A 15,180-nucleotide genomic window follows, 5' to 3' on the forward strand; every position below is an offset into this window, starting at 1 on the left:
ATGAAGGATCAAAACCAAATCAACGAAACGAACGACGATCAAATTGACGTCGGCGAACTGCTCAACGCCTTAATGGCGATGAGAAAAGGCAACTTCTCCTACAGAATGCCCTATGACCGCACGGGAGTGGCCGGCAAGGTAGCGGATACGTTTAACGAGATCATGGATATTCAGGAAGGTCTGGTGCATGAAGTCCAGACAGTAGCCAAGGTTGTCGGAAAGGAAGGGAATCTTTCAAGAAGGTTTGTACAGAGAAATCTGGGTGGATCATGGGAAACGATCACCGATTCGTTGAACGGTCTGGTCATCGACTTGATTCAACCGACGAGCGAAATGGTTCGGGTTATTAACGCCGTGGCCAAAGGCGATCTATCCCAGAAGGTGGAACTGGAAATCGAAGGACGGGCGCTCACCGGTGAATTCCAGCGAACGGCGAGCAACATCAACATGATGGTGAATCAGCTCAGCACCTTTGCCTCTGAGGTTACGCGGGTGGCGCGAGAGGTCGGTACGGAAGGAATCTTGGGCGGCCAGGCAGACGTCAAAGGTGTATCGGGTACCTGGAAAGATCTGACCGATAGCGTGAATTACATGGCGACAAACCTCACGGATCAAGTGCGTAATATCGCAGCGGTTACAACTGCCGTCGCAAACGGTGATCTGTCGAAGCAAATCACTGTAAATGCGCGGGGAGAGATTCTCGAGCTCAAAAATACGATCAACACAATGGTGGACCAGCTCTCCATGTTCTCTTCCGAGGTTACTCGTGTGGCGCGTGAGGTCGGCACGGAGGGCAAACTCGGCGGGCAGGCGGACGTTAAAGGCGTATCCGGTACTTGGCGGGATTTAACGGAAAGCGTAAACTACATGGCGTCTAACTTAACCAACCAGGTGCGCAACATCGCGGTAGTTACCACTGCAGTCGCAAATGGCGACCTGTCGAAGAAAATTACCGCTGATGTGCAAGGCGAAATCCTGGAATTAAAGAACACCATCAACACGATGGTGGATCAATTGTCGACCTTTGCTTCCGAGGTTACCCGGATGGCGCGCGAGGTCGGTACGGAAGGAATACTCGGCGGGCAGGCGGACGTTAAAGGCGTATCCGGTACTTGGCGGGATTTAACCGAAAGCGTAAACTACATGGCGTCTAACTTAACCAACCAGGTGCGCAACATCGCGGAAGTGACAACCGCTGTTGCGAAAGGCGACTTGTCAAAGACGATTACCGTGGATGCGAAAGGCGAGATCCTCCAATTGAAAAGCACAATCAACATCATGGTGGATCAGCTCAGCAACTTTGCCTCCGAGGTTACGCGAGTGGCGAAGGAGGTTTCAACGGAAGGGATCCTGGGCGGCCAAGCGGACGTTAAAGGCGTATCCGGTACATGGAAGGATTTGACCGACAGCGTTAACTTTATGGCTGGTACGCTGACCGATCAGGTGCGTAATATCGCCGAGGTAACGACTGCTGTTGCGAAAGGCGATCTATCCAAGCAGATCACGGTTAATGCGAGAGGCGAAATCCTTGAACTCAAGAACACAATCAACACGATGGTGGAGCAGCTCTCGACCTTCGCTTCCGAGGTTACGAGGGTGGCGCGCGAGGTTGGTACCGAGGGCATGCTGGGCGGACAAGCCCAAGTTAAAGGCGTTGCGGGTACATGGCGCGATTTGACAGAGAGCGTTAACTATATGGCTTCGAACTTGACCAACCAAGTGCGAAACATCGCTGTCGTAACGACGGCGGTCGCGAACGGCGATCTGTCCAAGAAAATCACGGCGGATGTACAAGGAGAAATCCTCGAGCTCAAAAATACAATCAACACGATGGTGGACCAGCTCTCGATGTTCTCTTCCGAGGTTACGCGGGTGGCGCGAGAGGTCGGTACGGACGGGAAACTGGGCGGCCAAGCGCAGGTTAAAGGGGTCGGCGGGACCTGGAAAGACTTGACCGAAAGCGTTAATAACATGGCTCGGAATCTGACGGACCAGGTGCGGAACATCGCGGACGTTACGACGGCGGTAGCGAAGGGCGACCTGTCCAAGAAAATCACCGTAGACGTCAAAGGCGAAATCCTTGAATTGAAGAATACGATCAACACCATGGTGGACCAGCTCTCGACCTTCGCATCCGAGGTTACACGCGTAGCGCGTGAGGTTGGCACGGACGGAAAACTCGGCGCGCAAGCGGAAGTTAAAGATGTTTCCGGTACGTGGAAAGATTTGACTGATACGGTTAACTACATGGCCAGTAACTTGACCATTCAGATGCGTAACATTGCCGGCGTTACGACGGCGGTTGCGAATGGAGACCTGTCCAAGAAAATTACCGTAGACGTCAAAGGCGAACTGTTGGAACTGAAGAACACGATCAACACAATGGTGGATCAACTAAATTCATTCGCTTCCGAAGTTACGAGGGTGGCACGAGAGGTCGGTACGGACGGCAAGCTCGGCGGACAAGCCCAAGTACGCGGTGTCGGCGGGATCTGGAAAGACCTCACCGATAATGTTAACATCATGGCCACCAACCTGACGGATCAGGTGCGCGGGATCGCCAAGGTCGTGACCGCTGTTGCGAACGGCAACCTGAAGCAGAAGCTGACCGTAGAAGCCAAAGGCGAAATCGCCGAACTGACGGACACAATCAACAATATGATCGAGACGCTGGCCACCTTCGCCGACCAAGTGACCACCGTGGCGCGGGAGGTAGGCGCCGAAGGAAAACTGGGCGGACAAGCGAACGTGCCTGGCGCAGCCGGTACTTGGCGCGATCTCACCGACAACGTTAACTACATGGCGAGTACGCTGACCACTCAGGTACGCGCCATCACCAACGTTGCAACAGCGGTGACGAACGGCGATCTGTCACGTGCCATTGACGTATCCGCATCCGGAGAAGTCGCAACGCTGAAAGACAACATTAACGAAATGATTCGGAATCTGAAGGAGACGACCCGGATCAATACAGAGCAGGACTGGCTCAAAACCAACCTCGCCAAATTCTCGCGGCTGCTACAGGGACAAAGAGATTTGTATGCAGTCAGCCGCATGATCCTGTCCGAGCTGGCTCCGCTCGTGTCGATGCAGCATGGCGTCTTCTACATCAATGAACCGTTAAACGGCGAACCGGTGCTGAGGCTCTTTGCCAGCTATGCTTACCAAAGCCGCAAACATCTGGCTAACGAATTTCGAGCTGGACAAGGGTTGGTCGGCCAGTGCCTGATCGAGAAACAGCGGATCCTGCTTACCAACGTGCCGGGTGACTATGTCGTGATATCGTCCGCTTTGGGAGAAGCTACACCTCTCAACATCATTTTGCTGCCGATCATTTTCGAAGACCAGGTGCTCGCAGTTCTGGAACTGGCTTCCTTCCGCCCATACAGTGATATAGACATCGCATTCTTGGATCAGCTTACGGAATCCATCGGAATCGTGATTAACACAATGCAGGCGAACCAGCGTACGGAGGAACTGCTGATCCAATCTCAGTCCCTCACCGAAGAGCTCCAAAAGCAGCAGATGGAGCTGCGGAATACGAACGATGAACTCGAGGATAAAGCGAAGCTGCTCGTGCTGCAGAAGGCGGAAGTGGAGAGCAAGAACCATGAGGTAGAGGTGGCCAAGCGATACCTGGAGGAGAAAGCGGAACAGCTTGCCCTCACGTCCAAGTACAAATCCGAATTTTTGGCCAACATGTCGCACGAACTTCGTACCCCTCTGAACTCCTTGTTGTTGCTGGCAGAACAGCTTGCCGAGAACCCGGAAGAAAATCTTAACGAGATACAGGTGAAGTTCGCGAAGACAATTCAGGACTCCGGAATCGAATTACTTAACCTTATCAATGATATTCTCGATCTGTCCAAAATTGAATCAGGCACCATTACGCCAGATTACAGCGAAGTACCTTTGGCAGAACTGACAGACGGGCTCGACCGCACCTTCCGCCACATGGTGAACGCTAAGAAGCTGGACTACCGAATCAAAGTTGATCCGGGCGTGCCGGCGAGTGTAGTAACGGACTTCAAGCGGCTTCAGCAAATCTTAAAAAACTTGCTTTCGAACGCCTTTAAGTTCACGGAACAAGGACAGATCATGCTCCTGATCCGGAAAGCGAGCGACGGATGGCACCCGGATAATGAATCGCTCAATCGTGCCAAAACGGTCATTTGCTTCTCCGTCAGCGACACGGGGATCGGCATCCCTCATGAAAAACACCAGATTATTTTCGAAGCCTTCCAGCAGGCGGACGGCAGCACGAATCGGGAATATGGCGGAACAGGCTTAGGTCTTGCGATATCCCGCGAGATTGCCGAGATGCTGGGCGGAGAAATCACCCTGTATAGTGAAGTGAGCAAGGGAAGCGTATTTAATTTGTACCTTCCAACTGAAGCGGAATTCACCGAACCGGGGCCCAAAAAGACACATGTTCCGGAGGTGATTGATGTCACCCCGCCCAAACGCAGAAGCAACCTGATCAAACCGGCGGATGACGCTTTGATTGACGACCGGGATAACATCAAGCCGGGAGACCGTGTATTCCTGATTGTTGAAGATGACCAGAAGTTCAATGAAATTATTCTTGATCTCCTCCGCAAGAAAGGGATCAAAGCTGTCATTACGGTTGGCGGTTTGGATGCCCTGGAACTCGTTCACAAGTACAATCCGATCGCTATAACGCTGGATCTGCATCTTGGTGATACCGATGGTTGGCTGGTGCTTGAGCAGCTGAAGAACGATATCCATTTGCGGCATATTCCGATTTGTGTCATGACAGTCGACGAGGACGAGGTGCTCCTGCTGCAGAAGGGAGTTCACGATTATTTCCGGAAACCGGTGACCAACGAAGAACTGGAGAATGCGTTGGATCGTTTGAACCAATTTGCGGACAGGGAGACTCAAAATCTGCTGGTGGTCGTCCATGATGAGCAGGAGCGCAAGCAAATCGTCGACCTGCTGAGCAACCAGGATCTCAAAATCACTGCAGTGGACACGGGGCGCAAAGCTTTGAACCAGATCAACACAAAAAATTTTGATTGTGTGGTAGTGGACAACAGCTTGCCGGATATGAATCTCCTCCGGTTCGTCCGAGATATGCACAAGAACGCCAAAAACAAACGGGTTCCCGTCGTGGCCCGCCTGAGCAAGAAGTTGGCGCCAGCGGAGGAGAACGAGTGGGATGAGTGGGTCAAAATGGCGGTTCTCAAAGAGGTGAAGTCGAATATCCAATTGATCGATGAAACGACCCTCTTCCTGCACCGCAAGGCGGAAAACTTGCCGCCCGGCTCAAGGGACAAGCTGGTTAAACTGCATATTTCGGATGAAATGATCGAGTATAAGAAAGTGCTGGTTGTGGATGATGATATCCGGAACATTTTTGCGCTCACCTCAATTTTGGAACGCCATCATATGAAAGTCATTCCGGCGGAGACCGGCCAGGATGCCATCAACCTCCTGGAACAGACACCGGACATCGAAATTGTCTTGATGGATATCATGATGCCGGGAATGGACGGTTACGAAACGACCCGCGCTATCCGGCAGAAGGCGAAATTCAAGAACCTTCCTATTCTTGCGCTCACGGCGAAAGCCATGAAGGGAGACCGGGAGCTGTGCCTTGAAGCCGGCTGCTCGGATTACATCACAAAACCGGTCAACAGCGCGCAATTGTTATCTATGATGCGCACATGGTTAGACAAATGACCCCTACGTTCAAAATTAGTAGATAGGGGCGGCCAGCCCCTGACCTCCCACACTACCGTACACGCGGGTCCGCATACGGCGGATCCAAAAGGTAAACAAAGCTCCAAATAACGAGATAGCAAGCTTTTCAGCCCTTTCGCTTCCCAGTGGGAAGCCGGAAGGGCGTTGTTTATTTTTCGAGACATTTCTCATGCGCCTCGCCTGGAATTGGCTATGACGCAGCCTCCAAGATCGGAGGGCGGTTAAGCTAACATTTGGGCCAGCCAGTAGTACAGCGGAATTCCGAAAGCCAAATTGAAGGGAAATGTAACCCCCAGCGCCAGGCCGAGGTAGATCGACGGATTCGCTTCGGGAATGGCGCCTTTTACCGCGGCGGGAGCGGCAATGTATGAAGCGCTCGCCGCCAGAACGCCCATCAGCATCATGCTTCCCGTTGACAGGCCGGCCGCTTTTCCGACAAGCACGCCAAGCGCGCCGTAAGCGATTGGAGCCAAGACCGCAAAGCCAAGCAGCAGGCTGCTTCTTCCCTTCAGCTCGCCAAGCTTGCTGCCGCACACCATGCCCATGTGCATCAGGAACAGCATCAGCGCGCCGCGGTATGGGTCGATGAAGAACGGCTGGACGACCGGCATGGCTTCCTGCCCTGCCAACAATCCGATGATCAGACCGCCCGCCAGCAGAAGAATACTTTTGCCTGTCAGCACTTCCCGCAGGATGCCCACATCGATGCCTTTGCGCAGAATCGGGAGGAATCCCGAGTACAGCACGGCGCCGCCGGTGCGCTGCCTATTCGCGGAGCCTTGCAATGCCTTCAGCATAATGAGGGAAACAAGAATCGCCGGGATTTCCATAATCGCGACAATTGCTCCCATATAGGATTCATAGGAAGCGCCCACCTTATCCAAGAAATCGGCACCCGCCCCAAACGTGACGATGCTTACCGAGCCGTAGGCCGCAGCGAGCGCGGCCGCGTTAAATTTGTCGATTTTCATTTTCAGCAACATAACAAAGGTAACGACAGGAATTAGCGTTCCCAGCAGCAGCCCGCCCCATATCGGCTGCAGCAGTTCCGTTACCGGATATTTCGACATTTCGATGCCGCCCTTTAAGCCGATCGCCAGCAGCAGGTACATGCTGAGCGCATCGCTTAACGCACTCGGAAATTTCAAATCCGAACGCAGCAGCGCCGCCGCCAGACCAAGCACAAAGAACATCACCACAGGCGACATCATATTCGCCATTAATACTTCCCACATGTGAACCACTCCCTGATTTCAAATAAAAAAACCGGCAAATGCATGGGTCCTTCAGGACTATTGTCCTGACAAGACTTCAGCAATTTGCCGGTTATCGTCAACTCACCCTCGGGTGCTTTGTTGATCTCCGAATAAATATTTAATTCTTAGATGTAAGGCTTTCTTCCAAATTTCCATCGAGCATAAATACCATCAACCGTTCGCCGGTCTTCGTGGAAATGTCCGTATGAAACGACACGACTTGGAAGCTTGTTGATTCATGGATCATACTTTTAAGTTCGGGCAGTCCCGCTTCAATCATATCCGAGCGTATTTTCTTGATGGAGAGCATGCTGTCCTTTTCCTTGGAGAGCAGCTTTTCCGCAGGCGTCATGACTCCCTTTAAGAGCACTACGATCATATTGCGCAGGATATCTGTTTTCACTTCGACTGAGCCACGGCCCAGAAAATCTCTTTCCCATTGGGTTAATGCTTTGCTGACCGAGGCCTCTATCATCCCTTTTGTCCTCATCACATCACCCCTAGTTGGGTATTATATAACATCGATATCGTTTTGTATACTGCTATTTTATATTGTCTTCATTCACCGATTTCATACCTGCTTCCCTTTGTCAACCGCTATTTTCTTATTACGCCAAGACTGTTCCAATACCAAAGCAGTCAGAATGCCGACCATCACACCGTTACTCATAATATATTGCAAGACGGTCGGTAATCCGGCAAAAACTGCCGCGGGCAAAAACATAACTCCCGTCCCCAGCATAAGCGACAGACTTAGAATCGTAAGGCGCCGCTGATCAAGGGGCTCCTTCAGTATCGAATGGATCCCGATCCCAATCATCTGAGAAAATAACGCCAGCATGGCTGCATTGGCAACCGGCTCCGGCAGGGTGGATAAGAACGTATACACGACCGGAAAAAAGGAAGCTGCCGCAAACAGCACACATGCGATGAAAAACGGAAGCATTCGAGTCTGGCCGGTCGTACGCACAAAACCTGCCGAAACGGAAAAAGGAATGGTGGCGATCGTCGAAAATACGGAAGACAATAGAGTTGAGACGCCGCTGATCAGCCCGCCCCGTGCTAACCGGCCTTTACGGCCTAAAGTTTCCGTCAATTGCTGTCCTCTTTCCTCAAGCACCTGCTGCATGGAAGATACCGAGATGATGACGCCGGAAACCAGTACAAGCGCCACAATAATCGACGAGATGATCGTCCCCGCGTCTAAGCGCGGCAATCCCCATGCGAAAACTTCCGGTAAAGATACAATCGCAGAGGACTTAAGCGGCGTATCGCCTCCATTTATGAGTGCAAAAGCCGCCCAGCCGGCAATCATCCCAATGAGCACCGCATAGCTTTTCAGCCATTTTCTCCCCCAAATCGAAAGGGCAACTACCAGCAAAAAGGTTAAAAATGAAACGGCAGCCACTCCCGGCTCTACCTCGGCCGAAGCTCCGCTCGTTCCCAGCATTCCCTTTAGCATCGTACCGCTTAATTGAAACGTGATGATAATCAGGTAGACGCCGTTAACAAGAGGCGTAAACACCTGGAGCATCTTGCCCATCCAGCCCAATGCGCCAAGAACCGCCAAAATGCCCCCCGCCAGCAGCATGGAGCCTTCCAGCAACCGCAAATTATGGATCGGATCCTGCCCGTGCAGAAACGCCATCTGCCCCATTAACACAAAGACTCCGATCCAAATTCCCGCAGGCCCGTCAATGATCGGTAAACGGTGGCCCAGCCACCCTCCTATTAAAGTCGCTATTCCGACAACAAGGAACGTGCGCTGCATTAAGCCGGAGATGTCCTCGGCGGACAGCTGATAGATATGACCGATAATGATCGGAAACGCCATCGACCCGGCAAGCAAAAACATAAACCATTGTACGGTGGCCATACCCGCTGCCCACGATTTATTTGTCATAATTGGCATCCTCTACTTTCTCTTGTCTATGAACCGTATTTTTCCATATGCTCTAAGATTACTCCTGCTGACGTCACAGCTCAAGAGGTACATAAATAAAGGCGAGTCAGGTTAACCCTGACTCGCCAAAATATTTGTAATTATTTACCACAACTAAAACTGGGTAACCCCTAACATTACTTAGTATTACTTCACTTTTCACCTCTGGGCATTACCGAGTAATACTAGGTATTATTTTGTGATACCAACTATTACAATACCCCGCAACCCTTGTGCAGACTGGGCTCAGCAATTTCTTTAAATCCACGATTCAATATCGTCATCGTCGATCTCATCCTCAACCGGAGGTTCGGAGCGGTCTGATTGCAGTTCTCCCCGTTCCTCCGCAGCCGTTGACACTTCTCTTGCAGCTCCCAGGGCGGGAGCAATTATGGCTGCCTGCTGCTGCTGCGGTTGACCCGCATGTAACAGATTCCGTTCCACTGGAATGAACATCTGCAGGTTGCGGACGCCGTTCTGAACAATCTCATTTTCAATTAAATAACGTAATGAATCCATCAAATTGGATTGTTCGTTGATCCATTTCATGACGGCGGGATCTTCCGTTTTTTTTGTTTTCAAGCTGATATTATCGCCCGGCTGTTTCGTTTTTTTCACGCTAAGTCACCTTCTTGGTATCCCTTGAATTAATCCGTAAAGTTGTTCCCTTAGGCGGGTTGAACCGCTTTACTCTTCAGGGCCTCATAAATCTTGCCCCGGACAAAGGCATCCAATCCCATGGCATTCATCTGAACCGCATAGTCAGCCGGTATATACAGGAGCTTCATTTCCCGTTCAGCACACAACTCCGCAAGCAAAGGATAAAGAACGGAACGCATGAGGATGCTTCCTCCCCCATAAACGCAGATGAGGTCGATCTCATTGCGGGCCTTCGTCAGCTGCCGTTTTACGTTTTGCACAATTTGTCTTACTTGACTTTCCAGCGGTCTTTTCAATGTTTTCAGGGCACGGGCGTAATATTTATGCTTCGGATTCTTGATGACATCACTGAAGAACTGGCGCGGGCTGTCAGGCAGATGGATCAGCCGGTTGAATTCTTCAAGCGCTTCTTCAATGGCATACCCCGCTCCGTGATGGCTGCCGTGGACAAACTGGCGCAGAAATTTATTGCCCTCGGTGATCGGATACTCTGTTGATCCATCGCCGATATCCACATGAAGAATACGTTTGTCTTTGAAAAAGCTGCCGTTGAATTTCTTCTCGATTCCATTGGCCTCAATGAACTCGTGGAAGATATCCCCTTCCCGCCAATTGCCATCCTCATCCTTCTGGAGGGTGAAGATGACTGGCGTTGCCTCTGGAACCACCTTGGTGAATGGAAAGGTAATCTTGACTGCTACTCTGTGAATGCCCAGATGTACCGTGACATGGTGAGTACCGGAGGTAAAACGCTTCTCGAACTTCGCCGAGGTTTCATCGGTATGCTGCGTGACTGGCAGCGCTGTGGCCATATCCACCTCAACCTCTACGCTGTCCGGTACTTTTTTCTCTTCATCATAAGCCTTCTGCACGGCAGCCGCCGCAATTTGAGCTAGTGTATTGACAACCGGCAGGTCCATATCGGATTTCATATCGATACCGATCTGCAAATTATCCAGAATTTCCCCGCTTTCAAGAGCGAATTTGCCGACATAATACATGCCCGGGCGGGCAGCCGGGGAATCAATCGTTACGACCAATTGGTCATGCAGATTTCTGATAAAGCTCTCAGGCGCCTGCTCCTCGCTCCACGGAAGCTCGTCCACCGTACAATTCACATTCGGCTGCTGCACCAGCTTGCCGTCAATAATCATGTCATGTTCGCTATTTCCATTATCGTTACCTACAAAAAAGTGGTAATTCATTTTGGATGTTCCTCCTTATATGTAAACTACAGTTCGGTATTACTTTGACACACGAAGTGTTATTATTCAACCCGCTAAGGGCCTAGAACCACGTTAAAAAATTCTAACCGTTCGTCGACATATGCAAAAAAAGTCATTCTATAGCGAAAGAATGATACTAACTTGCCATCATCATTCCTTGTTAAACCACTGCTTAAACAGCATATAGGTGAGCAGGTATGCCCGTAATTTTCTTATTGAGCCTGCTGGAGATTTAATTCATGCGTCAGCTGTGCGGCTTGGTTCGTCAAATAAAGCAGTGCGTATTTTTGGTGCATAGCCGATATGTGCAAGTACGCACAATCAACCTAAATATAACAAAGACGCTGACATCTCAGATAGATATCAGCGTCTTTCACTAGAAAAATGCTTTTCCTGTATTGCCGTCGAATAAGTGGCACTTATCGCTCGAAATGTCGAAGTATACCGTATCGTTCAGCTTCGGTTTGAAGCTCGGCTCGGTCTCCGCCTTGATCTGGATATCGCCGACTTTAATCGTAATGATGTTCGTTTCGCCGAGCGGCTCGACGATATATACCTCGCCGGTCATAAGACGGCCGCTTGTCTTTTCAGTGAACATCTGAATATTATGCGGCCGCACGCCGAGCTTAACCGGTCCCGCGTGCCCGCCAAGCATGTGCTTCTGCTCGTCGCTTAACACAACCTTCAGGCCATAAGGGTTGATGAGCGACACGGCAGTGCCTTCGCTTTGAATAGAGCATGCGATAAAGTTCATCTGCGGCGTGCCGATAAAGCCCGCAACAAATTCATTGGCCGGGTTGAAATACACTTCATCCGGTGTGCCGAGCTGCTGAATGACGCCGTGATTCATAATCAGAATCTTGTCGGCCATTGTCATTGCCTCGACTTGGTCATGAGTCACATATACCGTCGTTAAGCCCAGCGCACGGTGTGTATGCTTGATTTTGTGCCTCATATAGCCTCTCAGCTCCGCGTCAAGATGGGACAGCGGTTCATCCATAATCGTCACATCCGGGTTTCGAACAAGCGCTCTTGCAATCGACACGCGCTGCTTTTGCCCATTGCTGAGGCTGCCGGGCATATAATTCAATATGCTGGTCAGCTGCATTTCCTGGGCAATAACAAGCACCTTCTCCCGAATGTCCGCTTTATTCATCTTTTTAACCGTTAGCGGATAAGCAAGGTTCTCATATACGGTAAAATGCGGATACAATCCGAAGTTCTCGAAGGACATCGCCACATTTCGCTCGCTTGGCTTTACATCGTTCACACGCCGTCCCCCTATGTAGAGGCTGCCGCTTGTGATGTCCTCCAAGCCCGCCAGCATCCGCAGGGTCGAGCTTTTCCCGCAGCCGGAAGGTCCCAGAATGGCAAAAAAATCTTTATCCTCGCATACAAAGTTGAGGTTTTTAATCGCTTCTACCTTGCCGTAATGCTTATCCACACCCTCAAATCTTATTTCCGCCATGGTCATTCCCCTTCCGTCACAGAACCATTCTTTCTTTTGTAACCGTATCAAACAAGTGCAAATAGGCGTAATCAAACTGCAGATGCACGGTTTGGCCTAATGTGATCGAGCGATCGCGGTCCGACTTGACCACAAGCATCCTGCCGCCTACCTGCACCGTGACGATCTGCTGACGGCCAAGCGGTTCAACATCGTCGACAATCGCAGCTAAACTATTATCCGAGCCGGCAGGAACCAGATTAATGTTATTGGGCCTGATCCCGATATCAACAGCCTTCCCTGAGAACGAACCCGGCAGCGGAACCTCGAAGGTCTGTCCTTCCCAGCTTCCGTATACCTTGCCATCCCGCGCAGCCAGCTCCGCCTGAAAAATATTCATCGGCGGTTCCCCTACAATTGTCGCAACAAATTCATTCCTCGGCTGAAAATAAATCTCTTCCGGCGTTCCAATTTGCTGCAGCTCCCCATTATTGGTCACAGCGATTCGATCGGCCATGGCCATTGCCTCAATATAGTCATGGGTCACATAGATGATCGTCGCCCCCAGATCCTGATGGATCCGCTTTAATTCCCCCCGCATCTGAACACGAAGCTTCGCATCCAAGTGAGCCAATGGCTCATCCATCAGGATAACGGAGGTTTTCTTGACCAGCGCCCGTGCCAGTGAGACCCTTTGCCGCTGGCCGCCGCTTAACTGGTCCGTTCTCCGCTCCAGCTTATCATCCAAGCCGACCATTTTCGCCGCTTCCTGTACGCGCTTTTCGATTTCCGACGCCGAGAACTGCCCTTTCTTTTTCGGCGATTTCAGAGGAAACGAGATATTCTCTCTTACTGACAAATGCGGATATAAAGCGTAGTTCTCGAAGACCATCGACAAATCACGATCCTGCGGGGAAGTACGGGTGTAATCCCGCTCCCCGAAGAAGACGCTGCCGCCCGTTACCTCTTCAATGCCCGCGATCATTTTGAGAATCGTCGTCTTGCCGGCTCCGGACGGGCCCAGAATCGCCAGGAACTCCTTCTCCTTGCACTCCATGGTCAACCGGTTAATGATCAGGTTATCATCATATTTTTTCACGACTTGATTCAGTCTGATAGATGCCATTAGCTATACCCTCTCTCCAATCACTTCTGTTCTTTGAGCAATCCGCTCACAATGTACTTATCCATCAGAATGGCAATGAGAGTCGGCGGCAGAATGGCCACGACGCCCGTTGCGGAGATGATCGACCATTTCGGTTCCATTTGCGCATTCAAGCCCGAGATAAATACCGGGAAGGTCTGTGCGTCCTGGAAGGTCAGAATCAAGGCAATCAAGAATTCGTTCCATGCGAATATAAATGACAGTAAGAATGCCGATGCCAAGCCGGGCTTGGCCAAAGGAAGCACAATCTTGCGAATCTGATCAAACTTGCTGTACCCGTCGATGGCTGCCGCATGCTCCAGATCGGCGGATATGCCCGCAAAATAGTCTTTTAACAAAAATACCGTAATCGGAATGTTCATCCATGTATAGATAATGATCATACCGAGCTTTGTATCGAGCAGTCCGAAAAAGCGGAACATGATGAACAAGGCGATCGCGGCGACAATCGGCGGCATCATGCGCTGGGACAGAATCGTGAAGGCAATATCGTCATTGCGCATCGGGCCGTATTTGTATTTATATCTCGCCAAACCATAAGCAGCCATCGCCCCGATCACCAGGGCAAAGAATGAACTGATGAGGCCGATCAAAATACTGTTCATGAATCCCATTAAGAACCTGTCTTTTCCCTCGCCAAATAAATAGGTCCATGCCGAGGTCGTCGGCGTGAAGTCGATACCCGGAATGTAGGTGGGCTGCCCGTAAATATCCGTCGGCACTTTAAAAGAGGTGATCACGGTCCAATATAGCGGGAACAAAATAAATAACATCCAAAGGGTTAGAAAAGCGATCCGGAGAATGGAACCCCACTTTACATTGCTCGATTTCATTTTGCAGCGACCCCCATTTCCGCAACCGCTCCTTCATCAGGCAGTTCGATATTCTTTCTCTTCTTTAACACAAGCTTTAGGAACACGGTGCACAGCACGACAACGATAATCAGCAGAATAATACAAATGGCTGCCGCATAGCTGAGATTGAAGTTTCTCAGCCCGACCGTATAGGCATAGATCGTCGAGGTTGTCGTCGCCGTTCCCGGACCACCGGAGGTAATAACAAAGATCGTATCGAATATTTTGAATGTCTCAATCGAGCGAAGCAGGATGGCGGCAATCGAAGCCGGAATCAGCATTGGAAAGGTCAGGTCCTTGAATATTTTCCATTCGCTCGAGCCGTCTACCCTTGCGGATTCATACGGCTCTTTCGGCAAGGATTGAAAGCCGGCCATCAGAATCAACGCAATTAATGGCGTCCATTCCCATACATCAACCAAGATTACAGATATAACCGCCATTGTTGAATTGGTGATCCAACTGACGGTGGGAAGCCCGAGAAAACCAAGGAAATGGTTAATAGGTCCGTAGGATTCATCGAACAGCATTTTCCACATAAAACCGATAACGACCGGAGCCAGCATCATCGGGAGCAGAATCAGGATACGGATGGCCTTTTTTCCCCTGACAACTTTATTGACGGTCATCGCCAGCAGGAATCCAAGCACATATTCGATTGCAACGGCAACAACAACAATAACGCATGTAATCAACAAGGTTTTTAGAAATAATTCATCTGTGAAGGCTCGTTTATAATTGTCAAATCCGGCAAATTGCATCTTGCCGCCCAGCTTCCAATTGGAAAAGCTAAGGACCAGCGTGAACAAAAGCGGGAAAATCGTAACCGCCAAAAACATGACCAAGGCGGGCGCAACCAAGAGATGCTTCGTTATTGTGCCACGGGGTTTCTTCATGTCGTGA

Annotated in this window: 10 protein-coding genes and 1 pseudogene; 1 reads left to right on the forward strand and 10 read right to left on the reverse strand. The window is 50.6% G+C overall.

Translation table 11 applies throughout. The features are described 5' to 3' along the window. Positions 1-5,706: a HAMP domain-containing protein gene (locus IEW11_RS04225; protein ID WP_188529334.1), complete on the forward strand. Its 5,706-nt coding sequence runs from the start codon at positions 1-3 to the stop codon at positions 5,704-5,706. Positions 5,707-5,801: 95 nt separating this feature from the next. Here IEW11_RS04225 and IEW11_RS25295 read toward each other — a convergent pair. The 10 genes and pseudogenes from IEW11_RS25295 to IEW11_RS04270 all read right to left on the reverse strand — a co-directional run. Further along, positions 5,802-5,924: pseudogene (locus IEW11_RS25295) on the reverse strand (group II intron maturase-specific domain-containing protein); the annotation flags it as partial. A 24-nt stretch (positions 5,925-5,948) separates the two neighbouring features. Beyond that, entirely contained in the window at positions 5,949-6,962 is a 1,014-nt protein-coding gene (locus tag IEW11_RS04230) for a sodium-dependent bicarbonate transport family permease (protein ID WP_188529336.1), read from the reverse strand. Between the two features lie 139 nt (positions 6,963-7,101). Continuing rightward, positions 7,102-7,473 carry a Na-translocating system protein MpsC family protein gene (locus IEW11_RS04235; RefSeq protein WP_188529338.1) on the reverse strand — a complete coding sequence of 124 codons (372 nt, stop codon included), beginning with the start codon at positions 7,471-7,473 and terminating at the stop codon, positions 7,102-7,104. Positions 7,474-7,554: 81 nt separating this feature from the next. After that, positions 7,555-8,886, reverse strand: a complete 1,332-nt coding sequence (locus IEW11_RS04240) for a purine/pyrimidine permease (RefSeq protein WP_229724947.1) — start codon at positions 8,884-8,886, stop codon at positions 7,555-7,557. 297 nt (positions 8,887-9,183) lie between these two features. Beyond that, positions 9,184-9,543: a hypothetical protein gene (locus IEW11_RS04245; protein ID WP_188529342.1), complete on the reverse strand. Its 360-nt coding sequence runs from the start codon at positions 9,541-9,543 to the stop codon at positions 9,184-9,186. A gap of 50 nt (positions 9,544-9,593) precedes the next feature. Continuing rightward, positions 9,594-10,790 (reverse strand): ParM/StbA family protein, encoded by a 1,197-nt coding sequence (locus IEW11_RS04250; RefSeq protein ID WP_188529344.1) that lies wholly within the window; start codon positions 10,788-10,790, stop codon positions 9,594-9,596. 397 nt (positions 10,791-11,187) lie between these two features. Next, positions 11,188-12,279, reverse strand: coding sequence for an ABC transporter ATP-binding protein (locus IEW11_RS04255; RefSeq protein ID WP_188529346.1), 1,092 nt, complete (start codon positions 12,277-12,279; stop codon positions 11,188-11,190). A 16-nt stretch (positions 12,280-12,295) separates the two neighbouring features. Beyond that, the gene (locus tag IEW11_RS04260) at positions 12,296-13,384 is read right to left on the reverse strand and encodes an ABC transporter ATP-binding protein (RefSeq protein ID WP_188529348.1); all 1,089 of its coding nucleotides are present in this window, start codon (positions 13,382-13,384) and stop codon (positions 12,296-12,298) included. Between the two features lie 20 nt (positions 13,385-13,404). After that, positions 13,405-14,256: a carbohydrate ABC transporter permease gene (locus IEW11_RS04265; protein ID WP_188529350.1), complete on the reverse strand. Its 852-nt coding sequence runs from the start codon at positions 14,254-14,256 to the stop codon at positions 13,405-13,407. Next, positions 14,253-15,173: a carbohydrate ABC transporter permease gene (locus IEW11_RS04270; protein WP_188529352.1), complete on the reverse strand. Its 921-nt coding sequence runs from the start codon at positions 15,171-15,173 to the stop codon at positions 14,253-14,255. The genes IEW11_RS04265 and IEW11_RS04270 overlap by 4 nt, the downstream gene beginning before the upstream one ends. Between the last annotated feature and the right edge of the window lie 7 nt (positions 15,174-15,180).

The sequence above is a fragment of the Paenibacillus abyssi genome, from assembly GCF_014640295.1.
Classification (GTDB): Bacteria; Bacillota; Bacilli; order Paenibacillales; family Paenibacillaceae; genus Paenibacillus_D; species Paenibacillus_D abyssi.